This is a genomic window from Buttiauxella sp. (genome assembly GCF_049686335.1).
GTDB lineage: Bacteria > Pseudomonadota > Gammaproteobacteria > Enterobacterales > Enterobacteriaceae > Buttiauxella.
Genome location: NZ_JBAVHX010000033.1, coordinates 94449 through 118567 on the forward strand (window position 1 = coordinate 94449; position 24119 = coordinate 118567).

The 24119-nt window shown below is 49.8% G+C and carries 21 protein-coding genes; 11 read left to right on the forward strand and 10 right to left on the reverse strand.

What is annotated here, in order from left to right; translation table 11 throughout:
- Positions 1 to 85: 85 nt before the first annotated feature.
- From aceF to pdhR, 3 genes are all read right to left on the reverse strand, one after another.
- Positions 86 to 1951 carry a pyruvate dehydrogenase complex dihydrolipoyllysine-residue acetyltransferase gene (gene aceF, locus WBL83_RS19245; protein WP_424590627.1) on the reverse strand — a complete coding sequence of 622 codons (1866 nt, stop codon included), beginning with the start codon at positions 1949 to 1951 and terminating at the stop codon, positions 86 to 88.
- A gap of 15 nt (positions 1952 to 1966) precedes the next feature.
- A complete protein-coding gene (gene aceE, locus WBL83_RS19250) occupies positions 1967 to 4630 on the reverse strand; it encodes a pyruvate dehydrogenase (acetyl-transferring), homodimeric type (protein WP_424590628.1) in 2664 nt (887 codons plus the stop codon).
- Between the two features lie 149 nt (positions 4631 to 4779).
- Complete coding sequence (gene pdhR, locus WBL83_RS19255; protein ID WP_064516235.1) at positions 4780 to 5544, reverse strand: pyruvate dehydrogenase complex transcriptional repressor PdhR; 765 nt, start codon at positions 5542 to 5544, stop codon at positions 4780 to 4782.
- 705 nt (positions 5545 to 6249) lie between these two features.
- Here pdhR and aroP point away from each other — a divergent pair.
- The 3 genes from aroP (at position 6250) to WBL83_RS19270 (ending at position 10179) form a co-directional block, all read left to right on the forward strand.
- Complete coding sequence (gene aroP / locus WBL83_RS19260; protein ID WP_424590629.1) at positions 6250 to 7617, forward strand: aromatic amino acid transporter AroP; 1368 nt, start codon at positions 6250 to 6252, stop codon at positions 7615 to 7617.
- A 194-nt stretch (positions 7618 to 7811) separates the two neighbouring features.
- On the forward strand, positions 7812 to 9212 hold the full coding sequence (locus WBL83_RS19265) for a glycoside-pentoside-hexuronide (GPH):cation symporter (protein ID WP_424590630.1): 1401 nt from the start codon (positions 7812 to 7814) through the stop codon (positions 9210 to 9212).
- Between the two features lie 10 nt (positions 9213 to 9222).
- The gene (locus tag WBL83_RS19270; RefSeq protein ID WP_424590631.1) at positions 9223 to 10179 is read left to right on the forward strand and encodes a family 43 glycosylhydrolase; all 957 of its coding nucleotides are present in this window, start codon (positions 9223 to 9225) and stop codon (positions 10177 to 10179) included.
- Positions 10180 to 10336: 157 nt separating this feature from the next.
- Here WBL83_RS19270 and ampE read toward each other — a convergent pair whose 3' ends face one another.
- Complete coding sequence (gene ampE / locus WBL83_RS19275) at positions 10337 to 11191, reverse strand: beta-lactamase regulator AmpE (RefSeq protein ID WP_424590632.1); 855 nt, start codon at positions 11189 to 11191, stop codon at positions 10337 to 10339.
- Positions 11188 to 11751 carry a 1,6-anhydro-N-acetylmuramyl-L-alanine amidase AmpD gene (gene ampD / locus WBL83_RS19280; protein ID WP_424590633.1) on the reverse strand — a complete coding sequence of 188 codons (564 nt, stop codon included), beginning with the start codon at positions 11749 to 11751 and terminating at the stop codon, positions 11188 to 11190. The genes ampE and ampD overlap by 4 nt, the downstream gene beginning before the upstream one ends.
- Positions 11752 to 11833: 82 nt before the next feature.
- Between ampD and nadC the strand changes: the two genes are divergently transcribed.
- The 4 genes from nadC (at position 11834) to hofC (ending at position 15944) form a co-directional block, all read left to right on the forward strand.
- The gene (nadC, locus tag WBL83_RS19285; RefSeq protein WP_424590634.1) at positions 11834 to 12724 is read left to right on the forward strand and encodes a carboxylating nicotinate-nucleotide diphosphorylase; all 891 of its coding nucleotides are present in this window, start codon (positions 11834 to 11836) and stop codon (positions 12722 to 12724) included.
- Between the two features lie 189 nt (positions 12725 to 12913).
- The gene (gene ppdD, locus WBL83_RS19290) at positions 12914 to 13363 is read left to right on the forward strand and encodes a prepilin peptidase-dependent pilin (protein ID WP_424590635.1); all 450 of its coding nucleotides are present in this window, start codon (positions 12914 to 12916) and stop codon (positions 13361 to 13363) included.
- 3 nt (positions 13364 to 13366) lie between these two features.
- Entirely contained in the window at positions 13367 to 14746 is a 1380-nt protein-coding gene (gene gspE / locus WBL83_RS19295; RefSeq protein ID WP_424590636.1) for a type II secretion system protein GspE, read from the forward strand.
- Positions 14739 to 15944, forward strand: a complete 1206-nt coding sequence (hofC, locus tag WBL83_RS19300; protein ID WP_424590637.1) for a protein transport protein HofC — start codon at positions 14739 to 14741, stop codon at positions 15942 to 15944. The genes gspE and hofC overlap by 8 nt, the downstream gene beginning before the upstream one ends.
- A 35-nt stretch (positions 15945 to 15979) precedes the next feature.
- On the opposite strand, the gene WBL83_RS19305 is transcribed toward hofC, so the two are convergent.
- Entirely contained in the window at positions 15980 to 17023 is a 1044-nt protein-coding gene (locus WBL83_RS19305) for a GMP reductase (RefSeq protein ID WP_424590638.1), read from the reverse strand.
- 275 nt (positions 17024 to 17298) lie between these two features.
- Here WBL83_RS19305 and coaE point away from each other — a divergent pair, with 275 nt between their 5' ends.
- From coaE to yacG, 3 genes are read left to right on the forward strand one after another with little or no spacing between them, the layout of a single operon-like run.
- Positions 17299 to 17916, forward strand: a complete 618-nt coding sequence (gene coaE, locus WBL83_RS19310) for a dephospho-CoA kinase (RefSeq protein ID WP_424590639.1) — start codon at positions 17299 to 17301, stop codon at positions 17914 to 17916.
- A gap of 2 nt (positions 17917 to 17918) precedes the next feature.
- Complete coding sequence (gene zapD / locus WBL83_RS19315) at positions 17919 to 18662, forward strand: cell division protein ZapD (protein ID WP_424590640.1); 744 nt, start codon at positions 17919 to 17921, stop codon at positions 18660 to 18662.
- 9 nt (positions 18663 to 18671) lie between these two features.
- A complete protein-coding gene (yacG, locus tag WBL83_RS19320; protein ID WP_183272781.1) occupies positions 18672 to 18869 on the forward strand; it encodes a DNA gyrase inhibitor YacG in 198 nt (65 codons plus the stop codon).
- On the opposite strand, the gene mutT is transcribed toward yacG, so the two are convergent.
- The 3 genes from mutT to secM form a co-directional block, all read right to left on the reverse strand.
- On the reverse strand, positions 18866 to 19255 hold the full coding sequence (gene mutT / locus WBL83_RS19325) for an 8-oxo-dGTP diphosphatase MutT (RefSeq protein ID WP_424590641.1): 390 nt from the start codon (positions 19253 to 19255) through the stop codon (positions 18866 to 18868). The two genes, yacG and mutT, sit on opposite strands and share 4 nt — an antisense overlap.
- A gap of 64 nt (positions 19256 to 19319) precedes the next feature.
- Entirely contained in the window at positions 19320 to 22025 is a 2706-nt protein-coding gene (secA, locus tag WBL83_RS19330; protein ID WP_424590642.1) for a preprotein translocase subunit SecA, read from the reverse strand.
- A 67-nt stretch (positions 22026 to 22092) separates the two neighbouring features.
- The gene (gene secM / locus WBL83_RS19335) at positions 22093 to 22599 is read right to left on the reverse strand and encodes a secA translation cis-regulator SecM (RefSeq protein ID WP_424590643.1); all 507 of its coding nucleotides are present in this window, start codon (positions 22597 to 22599) and stop codon (positions 22093 to 22095) included.
- Positions 22600 to 22621: 22 nt separating this feature from the next.
- Between secM and WBL83_RS19340 the strand changes: the two genes are divergently transcribed.
- Positions 22622 to 23140: a DUF721 domain-containing protein gene (locus tag WBL83_RS19340; RefSeq protein WP_424590644.1), complete on the forward strand. Its 519-nt coding sequence runs from the start codon at positions 22622 to 22624 to the stop codon at positions 23138 to 23140.
- A gap of 8 nt (positions 23141 to 23148) precedes the next feature.
- Here the strand turns inward: WBL83_RS19340 and lpxC are convergent, their stop codons facing one another.
- Positions 23149 to 24066 (reverse strand): UDP-3-O-acyl-N-acetylglucosamine deacetylase, encoded by a 918-nt coding sequence (gene lpxC / locus WBL83_RS19345; protein ID WP_424590645.1) that lies wholly within the window; start codon positions 24064 to 24066, stop codon positions 23149 to 23151.
- Positions 24067 to 24119: the final 53 nt, after the last annotated feature.

A 24119-nucleotide genomic window follows, 5' to 3' on the forward strand; every position in this document is an offset into this window, starting at 1 on the left:
ACGAATTGTCCTTTGCATCAGATAATCTCGAACTGCATCACGAGATTGACCTAAAAAAAGCCGACCGAAAGGCCGGCTTTTTGGCTTACATCACCAGACGGCGAATGTCTGCCAGCATGTTGTTGATGATGGTGATGAAGCGCGCACCATCAGCACCGTCAATCACGCGGTGATCGAAGGAAAGAGACATTGGCATCATCAGACGCGGAGTGAACTCTTTACCATTCCAGACCGGCTCCATAGAAGACTTGGAGACACCCAGGATTGCCACTTCTGGCGCGTTAACGATTGGCGCGAAGTGAGTCGTCCCGATACCACCGAGGCTTGAGATAGTAAAGCAACCGCCCTGCATTTCGCCAGCAGTCAGCTTGCCATCGCGAGCTTTCTTGGAGATAGCCATCAGTTCGTGAGACAGCTCAACGATGCCTTTCTTGTTCACGTCTTTGAAGACTGGAACAACCAGACCGTTTGGCGTATCAACCGCAACACCGATGTTGATGTACTTTTTCAGCGTCAGCTTCTGACCATCTTCGGACAGGGAGCTGTTGAAGCGTGGCATTTGCTCAAGTGCAGCGGCAACGGCTTTCATGATGAAGACTACTGGAGTAATTTTAACGCCCAGTTTCTTCTTCTCAGCTTCTACGTTCTGCTGTTTACGGAACGCTTCCAGCTCAGTGATATCCGTTTTGTCGAAGTGCGTAACGTGCGGGATCATTACCCAGTTACGGCTCAGGTTAGCACCAGAAATTTTCTGGATACGGCCCAGTTCAACTTCTTCGATTTCACCAAACTTGCTGAAGTCTACTTTCGGCCATGGCAGCATGCCTGGCAGACCGCCGCCGGTAGCAGCAGCTGGTGCAGTTTCAGCGCGTTTAACCGCATCTTTCACGTAAGCCTGAACGTCTTCGCGCAGGATACGACCTTTACGGCCAGTCCCTTTCACTTTCGCCAGGTTCACACCGAACTCACGCGCCAGACGGCGAATCAGTGGGGTTGCGTGAACATATGCGTCGTTTTCAGCGAATTCAGTTTTGCCTTCTGCTTTAGCTGGCGCTGCTGCAGGTTTCTGAGCCGCAGGAGCCGGAGCAGCTGCTTCTTGCTTAGCGGCAGGAGCTGGAGCAGCGCCTTCCACTTCAAAGACCATAATCAGAGAACCGGTAGACACCTTGTCGCCAGTATTGATTTTGATTTCTTTAACCACACCCGCGAACGGAGCTGGGACTTCCATAGAAGCTTTGTCGCCTTCTACAGTAATCAGTGATTGTTCAGCGGCAACTTTATCGCCAACTTTAACCATCACTTCAGTCACTTCAACTTCGTCACCGCCGATGTCCGGAACGTTCACTTCTTTAGAGCCAGATGCCGCTGGTGCTGCAGCCGGAGCGGCTTCAGCTTTGGCTTCTGTCGCAGCCGGTGCAGCACCCGCTACTTCGAAGACCATAATCAGGGAACCGGTAGACACTTTGTCGCCAGTATTGATTTTGATTTCTTTGACAACGCCTGCGAACGGCGCCGGGACTTCCATAGAAGCTTTATCACCTTCAACGGTGATCAGAGACTGCTCTGCTTCAACTTTGTCGCCAACTTTAACCATAATCTCGGTGACTTCAACTTCGTCACCGCCGATGTCTGGCACGTTCACTTCTTTGGCCGCAGCGGCTGCTGGCGCTGCTTCTTTCTTCTCTTCGGCCGGAGCAGGTGCAGCGGCTGCTGCACCTTCGGCGGATTCGAAAATCATAACCAGTTTGCCGGTTTCAACTTTGTCACCTACCGCAACTTTGATCTCTTTGACCACGCCTGCTTGCGGTGAAGGAACTTCCATTGAAGCCTTATCACCTTCCACGGAGATGATGGACTGGTCAACTTCAACCTTATCGCCCACTTTCACCATGATTTCGGTGACTTCAACTTCGTCTGCACCAATGTCCGGTACGTTGATTTCGATAGCCATTTTATTCTTTACCTCTTATGCCAGACGCGGGTTGACTTTATCTGCATCGATGTTGAATTTGGTGATAGCGTCAGCCACCACTTTCTTATCGATTTCGCCACGTTTAGCCAGTTCGCCAAGTGCCGCAACAACCACGTAAGATGCGTCCACTTCGAAGTGGTGACGCAGGTTTTCGCGGCTGTCTGAACGACCGAAGCCATCAGTACCCAGTACGCGGTAATCGCTTGCTGGGATGAAGTTACGGATCTGCTCAGCGAACAGTTTCATATAGTCAGTAGACGCTACAGCTGGTGCATCACTCAGAATCTGAGCAACGTACGGTACACGTGGTTCTGAAGTTGGGTGCAGCATGTTCCAACGTTCACAGTCCTGACCATCACGAGCCAGTTCGGTGAAGGAAGTCACGCTGAACACATCAGAGCCAACGCCGTAGTCTTTAGCCAGGATCTGTGCTGCTTCACGTACGTGACGCAGGATGGAACCAGAGCCCATCAGCTGAACCTTACCTTTAGTACCTTCAACTGTTTCCAGTTTGTAGATACCTTTACGGATGCCTTCTTCCGCGCCTTCTGGCATGGCTGGCATGTGGTAGTTTTCGTTCAGCGTAGTGATGTAGTAGTAAATGTTCTCTTGTGCTTCGCCGTACATACGCACCAGACCGTCATGCATGATGACAGCAACTTCGTAAGCGTACGCTGGATCGTAAGAGATACAGTTAGGGATAGTCAGAGACTGAATATGGCTGTGGCCATCTTCGTGCTGCAAACCTTCACCGTTGAGTGTGGTACGACCGGAAGTCCCGCCGACCAGGAAGCCACGCGCCTGTTGGTCACCCGCAGCCCAGCACAGGTCGCCAATACGTTGGAAACCGAACATGGAGTAGTAGATGTAGAACGGGATCATTGGCAGATCGTTGGTGCTGTAAGAGGTCGCAGCAGCCAGCCAGGATGAACCTGCGCCCAGCTCGTTGATACCTTCTTGCAGGATCTGGCCTTTCTCGTCTTCTTTGTAGTATGCAACCTGCTCACGGTCCTGCGGGGTGTACTGCTGGCCGTTCGGGCTGTAAATACCGATCTGACGGAACAGACCTTCCATACCGAAAGTACGCGCTTCATCGGCAATGATTGGAACCAGACGGTCTTTGATAGACGGGTTCTTCAGCATCACGTTCAGGGCACGAACGAAAGCGATAGTGGTGGAGATTTCTTTGTTCTGCTCTTCTAACAGCGAGTTGAAGTCTGCAAGTGTTGGCAGTTCCAGTTTCTCGGTGAATTTTGGCAGGCGAGTCGGCAGGTAGCCGTTCAGTTTTTCACGCTGGCCATGCAGATATTTGTACTCTTCGCTGCCTTCTTCAAACTTGATGTATGGCAGTTTTTCGATTTCAGCATCGGTCACTGGAACGTTGAAACGGTCACGTACATAACGTACGCCGTCCATGTTCATTTTCTTAACCTGGTGCGCGATGTTTTTACCTTCGGCAGTCTCACCCATGCCATAACCTTTAACGGTATGAGCCAGGATTACAGTTGCTTTGCCTTTGGTTTCTTGTGCATTGCGCAGTGCAGCGTAGATTTTCTTAGGATCGTGGCCGCCACGGTTCAGTGCCCAAATCTCATCGTCGGACATATCTTTAACCAGTGCAGCAGTTTCTGGATAACGACCGAAGAAGTGCTCACGTACGTAAGCGCCATTTTTGGATTTGAAGGTCTGGTAGTCACCGTCAACGGTTTCGCCCATCAGCTGCAGCAGCTTACCGCTGGTATCTTTACGCAGCAGTTCGTCCCAACGAGAGCCCCAAATCACTTTGATAACGTTCCAGCCAGCACCCGCGAAGATACCTTCCAGTTCGTTAATGATTTTGCCGTTACCGGTTACTGGGCCATCCAGACGCTGGAGGTTACAGTTAATGATGAAGCACAGGTTGTCCAGTTTTTCACGGGTTGCGATAGTGATCGCACCTTTAGATTCTGGCTCATCCATCTCACCATCGCCCAGGAACGCGTAAACGCGCTGTGCGGAGGTGTCTTTCAGACCACGGTGTTCCAGGTATTTCTGGAATTTAGCCTGATAGATAGCACCGATTGGACCCAGACCCATAGATACGGTCGGGAACTGCCAGAATTCAGGCATCAATTTCGGGTGCGGGTAAGAAGACAGACCATTACCGTGAACTTCCTGACGGAAATTGTTCATCTGCTCTTCAGTCAGGCGGCCTTCAAGGAAAGCACGTGCGTAAACGCCTGGGGAGATGTGACCCTGGAAGTAAACCAGATCGCCGCCATCTTTCGCATTGCGTGCGCGGAAGAAGTGGTTGAAACACACGTCATACACGGTTGCAGAAGACTGGAAAGATGACATATGGCCGCCCAGATCGAGGTCTTTTTTAGACGCACGCAGGACAGTCATGATGGCATTCCAACGGATAGCAGAACGAATACGGCGTTCCAGCTCCAGATTCCCCGGGTATTCCGGTTCATCTTCAACGGCGATGGAGTTTACGTACTGACGGGCAGAAGAACCTTCTGCAACTTTTACTCCGCCTTTACGGGCTTCGCTCAATAACTGATCAATCAGGTACTGTGCGCGCTCAACACCTTCTTCACGGATGACCGATTCGATCGCCTGTTGCCAGTCGCGAGTTTCGATCGGATCCACGTCATTTGGGAAACGTTCTGACATGGGTGGTATTCCTTATCTGTGTCTAATACGTTGATTATCTGGAACCTGTCCCATTGTATTTTCCTTGGAAAAACACAATAAGACAGGTTCTGCGTTTAGTTGCCGCGCTCTAAATAGTGGCGCTTAAAAGAACCAGATATTTCAGGTTCTCATTCCTTACGTTGCTGTAAGCGCCGCAGAGAACGTTCTCGACGACTCTGTTCGCGGCTGCGATCCAGCAATATTTCTTCGATAAATGCCAGGTGACGGTGCGACGCTTCGCGCGCCTGCTCCGGCTGGCGAGCCATAATCGCCGCAAAAATGCTGGCGCGATGGCTGCTCACTTGCGCCAGCATTTCACGGCGCGCATAGAGCAATTCAAAATTCTGACGAACGTTTTGTTCGAGCATTGGTGACATACAGCGCAACAAGTGTAGTAGCACCACGTTGTGAGCGGCTTCGGTTACAGCGATTTGATACTGCATAACCGCATCGGATTCAGCATCCAGATCGCCGGACTCTTGCGCTTTTTGAATGGCTAAATGGCAGTCGCCAATACGTTTGAGATCTTCGTCCGTACCACGCAAAGCAGCGTAATACGCAGCGATACCTTCAAGTGCGTGGCGGGTTTCAAGCAGATCAAACTGGGATTCAGGATGGTCAGACAGCAGTTCGACCAGCGGGTCGCTTAAACTTTGCCAAAGACTGTTTTGGACAAAAGTACCGCCGCCCTGACGACGAAGCAGGAGTCCTTTCGCTTCAAGGCGCTGAATGGCCTCGCGCAGTGAAGGACGAGAAACGTCGAACTGTTTTGCCAATTCGCGCTCTGGAGGGAGTTTTTCGCCGGGACGCAAGGTGCCTTCGAGGATGAGAAACTCCAACTGCTGCTCAATCACATCGGATAATTTTGGTTGGCGGATTTTGCTGTAGGCCATTTTTTCCCTGTCTCTGCCATTAGCGCTATACCCGTCATTCTTCAAGTTGTTGGTGCGTTAGCTGCGCTCGTTCACCCGAATCACTTACTTATGTAAGCTCACCGGGACTCTCTCGTTTGCCGCCTTCCTACAACTCGAATTATTTTGGATATATCCCCTTCAGACTTCAAATTATCTGGGGGAGTCAATTGGTATGACCAATTTCACATTCTTGACGCTAAAGTAACAAAGTATTCACCTTCTGTCCATATTGGTTTTGATTGAAATCATTAAACCAGGCACATTTTAACAACATTACAGAAATGATGTTTCAAAGCTGTAACTTTGCACAAATGTCATATTTACCCACCCAAGCCGCTTTTAACTTTTACGAAACAGCAAAAATTGGTTTTTCTTGCAAATTGAAGCGATTCATCAGTTTAAAATATGAATATTAATTCACAGGTAGCGCTTAATCTGAACAAATAACAGCAGAAGTGAAAGAGATGGCGGAATAACAACTGGTTTCTTTTTATTCAACTCGTCACGACAAGAATAGAAAGCAGGTGCAAACGCCGGCACTTACCACTATTCTTTGCGCTGCGGTAGTCCAATGCGCAAAATACTGGAATTAAAAACCGTAAAATAAACACTACACATTACGGAATTACAAACTTACAGAGGTGCAATTAGCGCCCTGAAAATAACCACACACGAGGTTAAACGATGGAAGGTCAACAGCAAGGCGACACGCTGAAACGCGGCCTTAAAAACCGCCATATTCAGCTCATCGCACTGGGTGGAGCAATAGGAACAGGCCTGTTTCTGGGTAGTGCGTCTGTCATCCAATCCGCCGGGCCGGGGATTATTCTTGGCTACGCGATCGCAGGTTTTATTGCCTTTCTGATCATGCGCCAGTTGGGTGAAATGGTTGTAGAAGAGCCTGTAGCCGGTTCTTTTAGCCACTTTGCTTATAAATACTGGGGTGGATTTGCAGGTTTTGCGTCTGGCTGGAACTACTGGGTACTGTATGTCCTGGTCGCGATGGCAGAGCTTACTGCGGTAGGTAAATACATCCAGTTCTGGTATCCCGAGATCCCAACCTGGGCTTCTGCCGCGGTGTTTTTCGTCGTGATCAATGCCATTAACCTGACCAACGTAAAAGTGTTCGGTGAAATGGAATTCTGGTTCGCAATAATCAAAGTCATCGCCGTCGTTGCCATGATTCTGTTTGGTGGCTGGTTGCTGTTTAGCGACAATGCCGGCCCACAAGCTACTGTTCGTAACCTTTGGGAACAAGGCGGATTCTTGCCGCACGGCTTTACCGGATTAGTCATGATGATGGCCATTATCATGTTCTCCTTCGGTGGGCTTGAGCTGGTCGGTATTACTGCTGCAGAAGCGGATAATCCACAAGTCAGCATTCCTAAAGCTACCAACCAGGTTATTTACCGTATTCTGATTTTCTATGTGGGCTCACTGGCTGTTCTGCTGTCTCTGATGCCATGGACTCGTGTGACCGCTGACACCAGCCCGTTCGTGCTTATCTTCCACGAACTGGGTGACAGCTTTGTCGCCAACGCTCTCAACATCGTGGTTCTGACCGCTGCACTGTCCGTTTATAACAGCTGTGTTTACTGCAACAGCCGCATGCTGTTTGGTCTGGCTCAGCAAGGCAACGCGCCAAAAGCGCTGCAGAAAGTCGATAAACGTGGCGTACCAGTTAATACCATCCTGGTATCTGCGCTGTTCACTGCATTGTGTGTATTGATTAACTATCTGGCTCCAGCTGAAGCGTTCGGCCTGCTGATGGCGCTGGTCGTCTCTGCACTGGTCATTAACTGGGCGATGATTAGCCTCGCGCACATCAAGTTCCGTCGTGCGAAAGATCAACAAGGCGTGAAGACTCGCTTCCCTGCCCTGTTCTATCCGTTGGGTAACTATATCTGCTTGCTGTTCATGGCAGCGGTGCTGGTTATCATGGCAATGACTCCAGGCATGGCAATCTCCGTATGGTTGATTCCAGTGTGGGTGGTCGTTCTGGGTATCGGATACTTCATCAAACAGAAGAACCTGAAGAGCGTTAAAGCTTAATGCATTAAGGCTCGGGGCGTAGGTCGGATTAGCGTAGCGACATCCGACCTACAAACTCCATCAACGAATTAGTTATCTGCTTCACACTTTTCCCATAACGACAGAATTGTCCATCCCTGCAACGAATTACAGACACGCAATTAATCTCAAACAGCCCAATACTCTTGTCCATATACTGGTCAGGAGCTTTCCCAATGGAAAACAGCAAATTATCAATTAAAGAAAAGATTGGCTATGGAATGGGCGACGCCGGATGCAATATCATCTTTGGCGCCATTATGTTGTTTGTTAACTATTTTTACACTGATATCTTTGGCCTGGCCCCGGCACTTGTGGGGGTTATGCTGCTTTCAATCAGGGTCATCGATGCCATTACTGACCCAATTATGGGTGCGATTGCCGATAGAACCCAAAGCCGTTGGGGACGTTTTCGTCCATGGATTTTATGGATGGCTGCCCCGTTTGCCTTCTTCAGTTACCTGATGTTTACCACTCCAGACTGGGCATATAGCAGCAAAGTTATCTATGCCTTCGTCACCTACTTCCTGCTCTCTTTAACCTATACCGCCATCAACATTCCTTATTGCTCCCTGGGAAGCGTGATCACTAACGATCCGAAAGAGCGTGTGGCTTGCCAGTCATATCGCTTTGTCATGGTCGGTATCGCGACGCTTATCCTTTCACTCTCTCTGCTGCCAATGGTTGACTGGTTTGGTGGCGGTGACAAAGCGAAAGGCTATCAGATGGCGATGGGCGTTCTGGCGGTGCTCGGCATGTTCATGTTCTTATTCTGCTTCTCGACCGTCAGAGAACGTGTACGTCCAGCTGTGCCAACCAATGACGATTTAAAATCTGACCTGAAAGACGTGTGGAAAAATGACCAGTGGGTGCGGATTTTACTGCTGACCCTGTGCAACGTTTGCCCTGGTTTTATACGCATGGCAGCCACTATGTATTACGTCACCTGGGTAATGGGCCAAAGCACCAGCTTCGCCACCCTGTTTATTAGCCTTGGCGTAGTAGGCATGATGGGCGGCAGTATGCTGGCTAAAGTGTTGACCGACCGTATCTGCAAACTGAAAGTGTTCTTCTGGACCAACATCGTGTTAGCGATTTTCTCTTGCGGCTTCTATTTCCTTGACCCGCATGCCACCACGCTCATTGTAGTGATGTATTTCCTGCTCAACATTCTGCACCAGATCCCTTCACCGCTGCACTGGTCGCTGATGGCTGACGTTGATGACTACGGCGAGTGGAAAACCGGTAAACGCATCACCGGGATTAGCTTCTCAGGTAACTTGTTCTTCCTGAAATTGGGTCTGGCAATTGCCGGTGCGATGGTGGGTTTCCTGCTTTCCTGGTACGGCTACGACGCCGGTGCGAAACAGCAAAGTGCAGAATCCATTAACGGTATTGTGATGCTATTTACCATCATCCCAGGCGTTGGATACCTGATTACCGCAGGTGTTGTCCGCCTGCTGAAGGTCGACAGTGAAACGATGCGTCGCATCCAGGCTGATCTTGAAAAACGTCGTCGTAACTATCGCGAACTCAACGATTATCACGACAGCAAACCTGTTGAAGCGAAACTATAAGGAAAGCGCTATGAATCAGGAGCAATGGCCTAATCCATTTATCGAGCAGCGTGCCGACCCGTTTATTTTACGGCATGGAGACGGGTACTACTTTATTGCATCGGTGCCTGAGTACGACCGACTTGAAATCCGCCGGGCGGCGACCATCAGCGAGCTGCCAAATGCCCAGCCAACCGTGGTGTGGCGCAAGCCGAACCACGGCCCGATGAGCGAACTTATCTGGGCACCGGAACTGCATCAAATTGATGGGAAATGGTACATCTACTTTGCCGCAACCCACACTCATGAGCTCGACAAGCTCAATATGTTTCAGCACCGGATGTTTGCCCTGGAGTGTGCCGATGCAGACCCGCTTACGGGACAATGGGTCGAGAAAGGTCAGGTGAAAACGCAGTTCGACAGCTTCTGTCTGGATGCCACTACTTTCAGTCATCAAGGTAAACAGTGGTATTTGTGGGCGCAGAAAGATCCCGATATTGCGGGTAACTCCAATATCTATCTTGCCGAACTGGAAACCCCGTGGGCCATCAAAGGCAAACCTGTGTTGTTAAGCAAGCCTGAGCTGGACTGGGAGTGCAGGGGTTTTCTGGTAAATGAAGGGCCAGCGGTAGTGGTTCACGGCGACAAACTATTTGTCAGTTATTCGGCCAGTGCGACCGATGAAAACTACTGTATTGGCTTGCTATGGATAGATGTGAATGCAGACCCAACCGATGCGGCAAACTGGCATAAGTCTCCTCAACCGATGTTTACCACCAGTTACCCAAACAAACAGTTTGGGCCAGGGCATAACAGTTTTACCAAAACGAAAGACGGGCAAGATGTGTTGGTCTACCACGCGCGGAACTACACGGAAATTGAAGGCGATCCGTTGTATGACCCTAATCGTCATACACGTTTGAAAATGCTCGAATGGGACGGAAACGGTATGCCGGTGTTTGGCATACCGCCTGCAGATAACCGTTAAACTGACTACGCTGAACAGCCTCTCCCACCAGGCGCTATTGTTGCAGATAGTTTGGACTCGGACTGCGCGGAAAAACCGGAGCGTACATGTAGTACGTGAGGATTTTGAGCACAGCTCAGGGTCAAACTAGCAAATAAAATAGTCTGGTGGGTTTAGGCTACACCAGCGTGCCGTAAATGGTCAGTAACGCAACGACCACCAAAATCACCAGTGAAGTTTTCTTGGCCATAGTCACAGCGGCTTTCGGTGTTTTCACTTTATCGAGATGTGGCTCGCGAGCCAGCGAAAACTGTGCCAGTTGAGTCAGCACCTGATATTGCGAAGTATGACGGTCAGCCAGTGAAGCAAACCATGCAGGAAGTGCGCGCTCACCGTGACCCACCAGCGCATAAACCACACCAACCAGACGCACCGGCACCCAGTCCAGCACATGCAAAATCGCATCGATACCCGAATGTAGACGCTGTTGCGGTGAATGATGGCGAGCAAGCCAGGTTTGCCAGGCACGCAGGAAAGCATAACCTGCCAGCGTCACCGGCCCCCAAACTCCACCGACGATAAACCAAAACAGCGGTGCGAGGTAAAAACGAAAGTTAATCCACAGAAGCGCGTTTTGCAGCTCTTTCAGATATTCGCGTTCGTCGCAATCTGGCGGAATACCATGGATAAGCGTCAGCTCACTGGCCATGGCATCACGAGCATGAATGTCGTCGTGGTTCGCGGCCTTTAAATAGGCGTGGTAATGCAAGCGCACCTGGCCTGCCCCCATACACAGAACGCCGAGTGCAATCCAGAACACCAACAGCGGCACATTAAAGAACAAACCTTGCAACGCACGAATGCCGAGGAAAACCACCAGCATGCACAGTGCAGTCATCAGAAGTGTGCGAAACAGCGAAAAGTTTTTTACCCGCCGAAAGAGGACTTCAAGGCGGTGATCCAGCTGCCAGTGTTCGCCCAGCTTGAACAGCCGTTCCCAAATCATCACCAGCAACAACGTAAACAGCGTCATTTCATCTCCTTATTTGACGTTACCTCAACCGAGCGGCGAAAACGCGACCAGTCAAAAACAGGGCCTGGGTCCGTTTTGCGTCCCGGAGCGATATCGCAGTGTCCCGTCATATGGTCAGCTATAGCCGGATAGGCATAAATCAGTGTGTCAGTAATCGCAGTAAGTTGTTGATATTGCGCATCAGTATAGGGCAGCGTATCGGTCCCCTCCAGCTCAATACCAATTGAAAAATCATTGCAGCGCTCACGCCCATCATATAAAGAAACCCCGGCATGCCAGGCGCGTTTATCGAAAGGAACATACTGGACAATTTCACCGTCACGGCGAATCAGACAATGTGCGGAAACACGCAAATGAGCAATTCCCGCAAAATAGGGATGGGCGTTCGCATCCAGCGTTCCGGTAAACAGCGCGTCAATCCATGGGCCACCAAACTCTGCCGGTGGCAAACTGATGTTATGCACCACCAATAGCGAAGGTGTCTCCTCCTCCGGTCGGCAATCAAAATGTGGGGAAGGAACATGCTTTACACCCACCAGCCAGCCGTTTTTTAGCTGCATCCGCGGTCTCCTTAGAGTGGTACTTGACGTCGCATCAATGTAGCATGTTTCGACATTAACTAAGCCATTTCGGAGTTTTATCATGCCGCCTCGCCGTTATAACTCAGACCGCCGACGTGACGAGCTTCTCGACCGTATTAACCTTGATATTCCACAAGCTGTTTCCCAGGCTTTGCGCGAAGACTTGGGTGGCGAGATTGACCCTAATAACGATATCACCGCACAATTACTGGATGCAGAGCATTGTTCACATGCTGTAGTGATCACCCGTGAAAACGGTGTGTTCTGTGGCAAACGTTGGGTCGAAGAGGTGTTTATTCAGCTTGGTGGGGATGTCAAAGTCACCTGGCATGTTGAGGATGGCCAAACCGTGGTGGTAGACCAGCCTTTGTTCGAACTGACGGGGCTTTCGCGCGTATTGCTTACCGGAGAACGTACGGCGTTGAACTTTGTTCAAACGCTGTCAGGCGTAGCCAGCGAAGTTCGCACTTATGTGGATCTTCTGGCGGGAACCAATACGCAACTGCTTGATACACGTAAAACCCTGCCTGGCCTGCGTACAGCCCTGAAATACGCAGTGCTTTGCGGTGGCGGCAGCAACCATCGCCTGGGCCTGTCCGATGCTTTTCTGATTAAAGAAAACCATATCATCTCCTCCGGCTCCATTCGCCAGGCGGTAGAAAAAGCATTCTGGTACCACCCTGATGTGCCTGTAGAAGTTGAAGTTGAGTCACTTGAAGAGCTGGAACAGGCGCTGCTTGCCGGCGCTGACATCATTATGCTCGATAATTTCAACGTTGAAGATATGCGAAAAGCTGTCGTTCTCACCAATGGTAAAGCGCGTCTGGAAGTGTCCGGAAACGTGACGAAAGAAACCATCCGTGAATTTGCCGAAACTGGTGTCGACTTTATCTCTGTGGGCGCGCTGACTAAGCATGTCCGCGCACTCGATCTCTCTATGCGCTTCCGCTAATTCCTGCCGGGCAGATGGGGTAAAACTCATCTGCCTTTTTCCTTCTCTTGCGTCACTGCTCGCATTTTCATTGTTGCCTCCTGCAAACTTCACATAAATGCTGGAAAGCGCCTTCCTGATGCTATCACTCGCTCTCGCCTGAGGGATTCTTACAGCGCAAAGTGCCGCTATCTCAATCAGGAGCGGCATATGAAAAGACAACAAGGATTTACACTTATTGAGCTGATGGTGGTTATCGGCATTATCGCGATTCTCAGTGCCATCGGTATTCCCGCCTATCAGAATTACCTGCGAAAAGCGGCATTGACCGACATGCTACAAACCTTTGTCCCCTACCGCACCGCCATTGAGCTTTGTGCCATTGAACGAGGCGGGATTAGCCAGTGCAATGCCGGGAGCAACAGTATCCCCTCGCCTAAAACGACACGTTATGTCAGCGGTATGAGCGTTGAAAGCGGCGTTGTCACGTTAACTGGGCAAGAAAGCCTGAGTGGTCTCACCGTTTCGTTATCCCCCCGCTGGAATGACGCCGAAGGTGTGGAAGGCTGGAACCGGAGCTGTGCCACTACCGATGGCAGCTCGCTGAAACAGAGCTGCGAAGAAGTTTTCCGTTTTGATAATAACCCTGCGGGTAACTAAGCCATGGAAAATCGGCAGATCCTCGCTCTGTGTAATCAGTATCAGGCGGTATTACTTTCTGAAGATCCAACACTCCATATTGCTATTTCACCCAATCCATCCGCTCAGTTTTTTGAAGCATTGCGCTTTATCTGCGATAAGCCGATCAACATTGAATACTGGCCCGCCGAACAGTTAGAGAAAGCACGGCATTCAGGAGCGTTGGTAAACACCGATGAACAAACTGAAAACATCGCGCCAGTGGTTCAGCTGCTTCAAGAAACGCTACATAAAGCGATTCAACTGCGCGCATCAGATATTCACTTTGAACCGATTGAGCAAGGCTACCAGATTCGTTTTCGGGTCGACGGCGTGCTGCAACTGCAGCCTCTCCTGCCAGCACATCTGGCCGCCCCGTTAACGGCACGGCTAAAAGTACTGGGGAATCTGGATATTGCAGAGCGTCGTTTACCTCAGGATGGGCAAATGGAGATTGAAGTCGAAAAGCATAAATGTTCATTTCGCATTGCGACGTTACCGGTGTATCACGGGGAAAAGGTTGTTTTACGCTTAATGAGCCAGACCGAACAAACTTTTGAGCTTTCGGATTTAGGCATGTCACAGGATGATTGCACTCGCTTTCAACGTTGCTTAGCCAATCCGCAAGGTATGATTCTGGTGACTGGCCCCACCGGGAGCGGTAAAACCATCACGCTTTATAGCGCGCTAAAAATACTCAACCAGATTTCCAGCAACCTTTGTAGCGTCGAAGACCCTATAGAAATTCCGATGCGCGGGCTCAATCAAACACAAATAAACAGCAAAGCGGGGCTAAGTTTCCACAGCGTATTACGCGCCTTGTTGCGCCAGGATCCCGATATCATAATGGTGGGTGAGATTCGGGATAGCGACACCGCGGAAATTGCCATTAAGGCTGCGCAGACCGGGCATCTTGTTCTTTCAACACTCCATACCAACTCGACGGCCGAGACCGTCGTGCGCCTGCAACAAATGGGGGTGGAACGCTGGATGTTAGCCTCTGCGTTGAACATGGTGGTCGCACAGCGTCTGGTTCGAAAACTCTGCCCTCACTGCAAACAACAACGCCCTGATGACATCGCCATTCCGACAACTCTCTGGAAACGAGCTTTGCCAGACTGGCATGCCACAGGATGTGAACGCTGCTACGGCGGTTATTACGGGCGAAGCGCATTGTTTGAAATCTTGCTTGTCGACCCGATTATTCAGTCTTCAATTATCCAGGGCATGCCCGCACATGAAATCGATGCACTCGCACGCCAACAAGGCATGTTGACGCTATTCGAAAGTGGCTGTCTGGCGGTGGAACAAGGACTTACCACGCTCGAAGAGTGTTATCGGGTACTCGGAGTCCCTCATGGCTAAGCTATTGCTCTGGCACTGGAAAGCGGTCGACCCACTCGGACAGATACAGAAGGGCTCGTTATTTGCAGAAGATATTGCATCCGTCACCGATAAACTTTTCAGTGACAATCTTCAGCTTTTACAGCTTCGTAAAACGTCACGAACACGCCGTGGCTGTTGGCATATTCAGCAAAAAATTCAGGTATTCCGGCAGCTGGCTACTCTGCTTCAGGCAGGGATTTCCTTGTCTGATGGACTGTTACTTATCGCGCAGCAGCATCCCTTTGAAGAATGGAGCGCATTACTAAAAGACATCGAACAACGTGTATCAAGCGGGACACCCTTTTCAGCAGCATTAAGCCACTGGCCGAAGATTTTCCCGGCATTGTTTATTGCGTTGATTCACATTGGCGAGCTAACGGGGAAGCTAGACGAATGCTGTAAAAGGCTGGCAGACCAACAAGAAAAGCTCTACCGGCTGCATAAAAAGGTCATGAAAGCCTTGCGATACCCACTGTTTATCATGGTTGTCGCCCTGCTTGTCACTATCGGGATGATGGGATTTGTTCTCCCGGAGTTTGCCAATATCTATCGCTCCTTTAACGCTCCGCTCCCTGCGGTCACCGTGGCAGTCATGGCTATTTCAAGTTGGGTCACAACACAAGGTCTCGTGTGGCTCATGGCATCCGTGATCCTCTTCGTCGGTGGATATTTCCTTCGGCAACGGAAACCTCACTGGCAAGAGTATGAGCAAAATCTCTTGCTGCGTCTTCCCCTGATTGCCCCACTCTGGCGCGGGCAAGTTCTCAGCCAAATCTACACCACCCTGTCACTCTCTCAACAGGCCGGAATCCCTTTGCTGCAAGGACTAGCTGCAGTGGAAACAACACTTACGCCATTGTTATGGAAGAAGGTTATTTCACAGATTACGACCAAAGTGATTCAAGGCGTCCCGTTCTGGCTTGCACTCACTGAGAGCGAGCGATTCACACCGTTGTGTTGTCAGTTAGTACGAGTGGGTGAAGAGTCAGGAGCTTTAGATTTAATGCTGGAAAAACTGGCAAGCTGGCATCAAAACAATACCGAGGAACGGGCTGATAACCTGGCCGCTGCGCTGGAACCGATAATGATGTTAGTCGTGGGAGGGATTATTGGGACGCTGGTGATTGCGATGTATCTGCCCATTTTTCAGTTAGGCGATGCAATGAGTGCGGGATGAGGCGCAGCGAATGCCGCGCCGTTGGCATCTATAGCTTAGAGGCTATTGAAAACGCGGTTTTCCTGCTCGGCAACACGAATAAACGTGGTGCGCTTGGTCAACTCTTTCAGGCGAGAAGCACCAACGTAGGTACAAGCAGAACGCAAGCCGCCCAGAATATCACGGGCCGTGTTTTCTACCGGGCCACGTAATGGCAATTTCACTGTTTTGCCTTCCGCTGCGCGGTACTGTGCAACACCACCAACGTGGCGAGTCATCGCAGACTCAGAGCTCATGCCGTAGAACAGCATGAATTTCTCGCCATTCTCTTCAACAACGGTACCGCCGCTTTCTTCGTGGCCAGCCAGCATACCACCGAGCATCACGAAATCAGCGCCACCACCGAATGCTTTAGCAACATCACCCGGGACAGTACAGCCGCCGTCGCTAACAATCTGGCCGCCAAGGCCATGAGCTGCATCAGCACATTCAATCACAGCAGACAGTTGCGGGTAACCCACACCAGTTTTCACGCGAGTCGTACATACGGAGCCTGGGCCGATGCCGACTTTAACAATATCAGCACCTGAAAGGATCAATTCTTCGCACATTTCGCCAGTCACAACGTTACCTGCGCAGATCACTTTATCAGGCCATGCTTCACGTGCTTTAGACACGAACTGAGTGAAATGTTCGGAGTAGCCGTTAGCCACATCGATGCAGATAAATTTCAGAGCAGGATTCTGAGCAAGAATTTGCTTTGTTTTCTGGAAGTCAGCGTCTGAAGTACCAGTTGAGACCATAATGAACTTCAGGATATCGTCTGAAACAGACTTAACGAAGTCGCCCCACTGCTCAACAGAGTAGTGTTTATGGACTGCGGTAAGGATATCAAACGAAGCTAACGCCTGGGCCATACCGAATGTACCAACGGTGTCCATATTAGCTGCAATGATCGGAACACCTGACCATGACATACCGGAGTGTTTGAAAGTGAATTGGCGCTCAAGCTCTACATCAGAGCGGCTTTTAAGAGTGGAACGTTTTGGGCGAATAAGAACGTCTTTAAAACCTAACTTCAAATCTTCTTCAATACGCATGTTGCAGATTCCTGGGTCGAATGGCGAAGGACGCGTGAACGCAATTGGTGATTTAGACACCAATTCCAGTGACGTTATCATACGCACTATTAATGCCGCCGCAAGACTGCGAAAACAGTCTTTTTTGCGCTACAATCGTTAAAATTTACCTGAGAAACAGGAAATCGTTATGCGAGGTTCATTTTTTCCAATGCCTCCGCGCTTCCCTGAAACACAGCAGGTACAAATTAACTTTTTATATCCTTGATAAAACGTAGATTTAGGGTCTGGTTTTTATGGTTTATACGGTGGCATTAACGGGTGGGATTGGCAGTGGTAAAAGTACTGTCGCCGATAACTTTTCCCGATTAGGTATTACCGTTGTAGATGCTGACGTGATTGCTCGTCAGGTTGTTGAGCCAGGGCAATCTGCTCTTACAATTATTTCTGACCATTTTGGTAACGAAATTCTTCTTCAGGATGGCTCTCTTAACCGCCGTGTTCTTCGCGAAAAGATCTTCTCCTCTCCTGAGGAAAAACAGTGGCTCAATGCGCTGCTACATCCACTTATCCACCAGCGAACCCGAACTGAAATCAATCAAGCCGTTTCTCCCTACGTTTTGTGGGTTGTTCCATTGTTAATTGAGAATAACCTTCAACAAATGGCCGATCGCGTACTGGTTGTTGATGTCTCGCCAGAGGTGCAAATCGCACGTACTATTGCGCGCGATAAAGTCAGTTGCGAACATGTGCAACAAATCCTTGCTGCACAGGCAACACGCGAGGCACGCTTGAGCGCTGCCGATGATGTAATTAATAATGATGGTGCTGCCGAACAGGTGGCCGCACATGTTGACCGTCTGCACCGCCAGTATCTGGAACTGGCGGCACAGGCCGCACAGCAGGAAAATTAATAATGAGCACCCAGATTCTTTTTGAGCACCCACTAAATGAAAAAATGCGTACCTGGTTGCGTATCGAGTTTTTAATCCAACAACTCGAGAGTTCATTACCGGTAGATGAGACGTCTAAAGCCCTTCATTTTTTCCGTAATGTCGGTGACCTGCTAGACGTCTTTGAGCGAGGCGAAATTCGCACAGATATCCTCAAAGAGCTGGAGCGCCAGCAGCGTAAATTACTGAACTGGTCTGAAGTTCCGGGTGTAGATATGCAGCTTATCGATTCGCTGCGTAGCCAACTCAAAGAACGCGGCAGTGTGTTAATGGCAGCTCCTCGCCTCGGACAGTCTTTACGTGAAGACCGTCTGATTGCTCTTGTGCGTCAGCGTCTGAGTATTCCAGGCGGTTGCTGTAGTTTTGATTTACCAACATTGCATATCTGGCTTTATTCGCCACAAGAGCAGCGCAATACACAAATTAATACCTGGCTTGCGACTTTGCAGCCGTTAAAGCAGGCTCTGGATCTATTACTGGAAATCATCCGTAATTCTGCCCCCTTCCGTAAGCAGACCAGCCTTAACGGTTTTTATCAGGACAACGGTGACGATGCTGATTTGCTGCGTTTACAGCTTTCTCTCTCATCGCAGCTTTACCCACAGGTGTCTGGTCATAAAAGCCGTTTTGCGATCCGTTTCTTACCGCTTGATAGCGAGAATGGAATTATCCCTGAGCGTCTCGATTTCGAACTGGCATGCTGTTAAGGAGCGAATATGTCTGAACCTACAAAAGTAAACTGCCCGGGTTGCGGCAAAGTCGTTATCTGGAATGAAACCAGTCCGTATCGCCCGTTTTGCAGCAAACGCTGCCAGCTCATTGATCTAGGTGAATGGGCCGCCGAGGAAAAACGTATTCCAAGCAGCGGCGATTTGTCAGAGAGTGATGACTGGAGTGAAGAAGACCTGCGTTAGCCCTGCAGCAATTTGCTGATAACCGGTTCATTTGCTGGTGGGAAATCTGCCGCCACCAGCGAATTTTGTGCAACCCATTGGCCCGGTTGCCCTTCTTTACCCCACGGTTCCCCTTCCCAGCTTTCCACCATGAAGAACCACAAAGTAATAAACCTGTCCGGGAACTCGTAAGACAGCTTATCAAACAACTCAAACTGGGTAGCAGTAATCCCTGTCTCTTCCTGTAGTTCACGAACTAAGGCTTGCTCTGGCGTTTCACCGGCTTCGATTTTCCCGCCGGGGAACTCCAGCTTATTTGCCATGTGAGCATCAGCGGCTCGTTGGGTGATAAAAATCTTCCGTTCGGCGTTGCGAATGATCCCGACGGCAATTTCTAGTTGTTTCATTTTTGTGCAGGTGCTCCATAGAAAAAAGGCGCAGCAAGCTGCGCCTTCGTCGACAATTAAGTTCTTAGCTTAAACGGCCGTGACACTGTTTGAATTTCTTACCAGAACCGCATGGGCAAGGATCGTTACGACCCACTTTGCGCTCACCCGTTTCTTCTGCCAGTGCTTCTGCAGCAAGCGTGTCGTCATCCTGGTGGCTCAGCTGTTGCATCTGTGCCAGACGCTCTGCTTCTTCACGACGTTGCTGTTCCATCGCTTCAACTTCTTCAGGCATACGAACCTGAACTTTGCTCAACGTGCTGATGACTTCATATTTCAGCGCTTCGAGCATTGAAGCAAACATGGCAAAAGATTCACGTTTGTATTCTTGCTTAGGATCTTTTTGCGCGTAGCCGCGCAGGTGGATGCCCTGACGCAAGTAGTCCATTGCCGCCAGGTGCTCTTTCCACAATGAATCCAGAGTTTGCAGCATCACCCCTTTTTCGAAATGACGCATCATTTCAATGCCAACCACTTCTTCTTTACGCTTATACACTTCTACGGCGTTTTGCAAAATACGCTCGCGCAATGTCTCTTCGTGCAGTTCGGGCTCTTTATCCAGCCACTCTTTGATTGGCAGTTCGAGGTCGAAATCGTTTTTCAGACGTTCTTCCAGCCCTTCAACATCCCACATTTCTTCCAGCGATTGTGGTGGAATGTGCGTGTCTATGGTCACTTTGAAGACATCTTCACGAATGCTGTTGATGGTTTCGCTAACGTCGCTCACATCGAGCAATTCGTTACGCTGGCTGTAGATCGCACGACGTTGGTCGTTCGCCACATCATCATATTCAAGAAGCTGTTTACGGATATCAAAGTTGCGGCTTTCAACTTTACGTTGTGCGTTAGCAATCGCTTTGGTTACCCATGGGTGTTCAATCGCTTCACCAGGCTTCATACCCAGTTTACGCATCATGCCTGAAACACGATCCGATGCGAAAATACGCATCAGGGAATCTTCCATAGACAGATAGAAACGAGATGAACCGGCATCACCCTGACGACCCGAGCGGCCGCGCAACTGATTATCGATACGGCGAGATTCGTGACGCTCAGTACCGATGATATGCAAACCACCGGATGCCAGAACCGCGTCATGGCGAACCTGCCACTCTGCTTTAATCTGCGCGATCTGTTCTGGAGTTGGATTTTCCAGCTCAGCAACTTCTGCCTGCCAGCTACCACCCAACACGATATCCGTACCACGACCCGCCATGTTCGTTGCGATGGTCACGGCAGCAGGATAACCCGCCTGGGCAACAATCCCTGCCTCATTAGCGTGGAACTTGGCGTTCAGAACGTTGTGCTTGATACCCGCTTTGGTCAACTCTTCCGAGACCACTTCGGATTTTTCGATAGAGATAGTACCGACCAATACAGGCTGACCGTTGGTTGTACGTTCTTTAATATCTTCGATAATTGCCGCAATCTTGTCTGCTTCTGTCATGTAGACCAGGTCAGGCATGTCTTTACGGATCATTGGGCGGTTAGTTGGCACAACGATGGTATCGAGTTTGTAAATTGAGCTGAACTCAAACGCTTCAGTATCTGCAGTACCCGTCATACCAGCCAGTTTTTCATACAGGCGGAAGTAGTTCTGGAAGGTGATAGATGCCAGCGTTTGGTTTTCGTTCTGAATGTCGACGCCTTCTTTAGCTTCGACAGCCTGGTGCAGGCCATCAGACCAGCGACGACCTTGCATGGTACGACCGGTATGTTCATCAACGATGATGACTTCGCCATCTTTTACGATGTAGTCAACGTCACGGGTGAACAGCACATGTGCGCGCAATGCAGCAGTCACGTGGTGCATCAGCATGATATTGGTTGGGGAGTAAAGTGACTCGCCTTCCTCCATGATGCCTTCACGTACCAGCAGTTCTTCAACCAGTACCAGACCGCGTTCGGTAATGTTTACCTGACGAGATTTTTCGTCCACGGAGAAGTGGCCTTCGCCCTGGAAAGTATCAGAATCTTCTTTTTCCTGACGGATCAGGCTCGGGATGATTTTGTTTACTTTTCTGTACATCTCGGAACTATCTTCAGCAGGGCCGGAGATGATTAGCGGCGTACGCGCTTCATCGATAAGAATTGAGTCAACCTCATCCACCAATGCGTAGTGCAGTTTACGCTGGACACGTTCTTCAGGGCTGAAGGCCATGTTGTCACGCAGGTAGTCAAAACCGTATTCGTTGTTAGTACCGTAAGTAATGTCAGCCGCATAAGCTTCACGCTTAGCCGGAGCTGGCATGTTTGGCAGGTTGATACCTACGCTCAATCCCAGATATTCGAACAGCGGACGGTTGTTTTCAGCATCACGCTGGGCCAGATAGTCGTTCACGGTAACAACGTGAACACCACGGCCACTCAGGGCATTCAGGTAAGCAGGCAGAGTCGCGGTCAGTGTTTTACCTTCACCCGTACGCATCTCTGCGATACAGCGATCGTTAAGCACCATGCCGCCCAGCAGTTGCACATCGAAGTGACGCATACCGAACACACGCTTACTCGCTTCACGGACAACGGCGAATGCTTCAGGGATCAGATTTTCAAGCACTTCACCTTTTTCAAGGCGAGCACGAAACTCATTGGTTTTTGCCTTTAATTCGTCATCGGAAAGCTTTTCGATTTCCGGTTCCATACTGTTGATAAGCGTTACAACTTTACGCATACGACGCAGAGTGCGGTCGTTACGGCTACCGAAAACTTTAGTTAATAATTTGATAAGCATAATAAATTCTCAAACGCCTGCCTTCAGGGCAGAGCTAAAAATAGCGTTATAATTAAAAGGAATGGTTTTAGCTGAGGCGCTGCGGACCGGCGCGGATACCGTGAACCTGGCTAATCCAGATGGCAGGACTAAAAGTCTCAACCGATGGGGATTGCCAAAGTGCAATATGGCGCACAATAACAGGGGGTTTGCTTTCCTGGGTAAGAAGCGCAGTGAGCGTATCCAGTAAAGCGAGTTTGTGTGCCTGAAGCGGCAAGCTTTCTTCAGCTACTGGCAGCGTTTGGGGTGCCATAGCGAAGGAAAGGTGGCGAATAACTGTGCGAATGGCATGTTGATGCCAGTAATCGACACTAAATGATGGCCGCCGGGTACTTTCCTGCAATAATGCCAGACTATTGAAGCTGACCTTATTCAGGTAGTCATGACTGCTGGTCGATGTTTCCGCAGGTGCTGTAGGCTCGGTATTTTGGCTGAGCGCAGGCATGCCAAAACTCGCCGCGACCATCCCCAACAGGAGATGCGGCCAGAAATAACGTCTGCCAAACTGTCGCCAACGATTTAGAATACCAATCACTTTATCCGCCGGAGCATTATGTATGCGTGATAGTCGCCCACAATCTTTAGATCATTTGTTCGATGATGCTGGTGCCGAAAGCGTGTTGCAAAACGTGCAGCAACGCGCAACTGCGCTACTTAAGCTCAACAGGGCGGTAAGAGGGATATTACCCGCTCAACTGCATCCCTGGTGCCGGGTAGCTAATTTCCGACAAGGCATACTCGTACTTGAAACTGCAAATGCTAGCTGGCTGATGCGTTTACGCTATGAACAAGCCACGCTACTGAGTGCATTACGTGCACAAATATTACCATCATTGACATCAATCGACATCAGGATTAATCCATCACTGGCCGCAATTGGGCAAGAATCAGTACAAGAAAACAGCAATCAAGCAGTGAAGGGCAAAACTGAAGGGGTCAATAGAGAGTTGAGCCAGCAAAGTGCTCAAGCATTACGGATGGTGGCTGAACGTAGTCCGGAGAAATTAAAGGCAGCAATAGAACGACTGGCATCATTGGCCGGAGAGAGTACCAATGAAACCAGTCGCAATAAATAATTCTGGTGTTATGCCAGAACCATTTTCGGTGCTTTGAACGCTAACGGAAGTTCGGCATCGTCCTGGAAGGTTGCCCATTCCCAGGCTTCTTGCTTCGCCAGAACCGCTTGAAGCAATTTGTTATTCAGCGCATGACCTGACTTATAGGCGGTAAACGCGCCAATAATGTTGTGGCCGCACATGAACAAGTCACCAATCGCGTCGAGCATTTTGTGACGAACGAATTCATCTTCAAAACGCAGGCCGTCTTCGTTCAGTACGCGATAATCGTCAACAACGATGGCACAATCGAAGCTACCGCCCAGGCACAAACCACGGGACTGCAGATATTCGATATCACGCATAAAACCGAAGGTACGAGCACGACTAATCTGGCGCATAAAGGCGTCTGCAGAGAAGTTCATGCTGTAGCGTTGGGTACTTGCATCAATCGCCGGATGGTTAAAGTCGATGGTGAAGTCCAACGAGAAACCATTGTACGGCTTGAATTCAGCCCATTTATCGCCATCTTCGACGCGAACTGTTTCTTTAACGCGAACAAATTTCTTCGCACAGTTTAATTCGTCAATCCCGGCGTCAAGCAGCAGGTAGACGAACGGCGCTGCACTACCGTCCATGATTGGGATTTCTGGGGCATTGACTTCAACAATAATGTTATCAATACCTAATCCCGCAAGGGCGGCGTTTAAATGCTCAACGGTAGAAATCCGCACATCGTGCTCGTTCACCAGGCAAGTACAGAGCATGGTATCACGCACAGATTTGGCATCTGCCGGAAAATCTACCGGAGGATTCAAGTCGGTGCGACGATAGATGACCCCGGTATTTGCCGGCGCAGGGCGCAACGTCAGTGTGACTTTCTTGCCGGTATGTAAACCGACGCCAGTCGCCTGAACGATACGTTTAAGTGTCCTTTGTTTGATCATCGTATAATCTCGCCAAATTACCTATCCAACCGAAGTGTATATCACAATCGGTG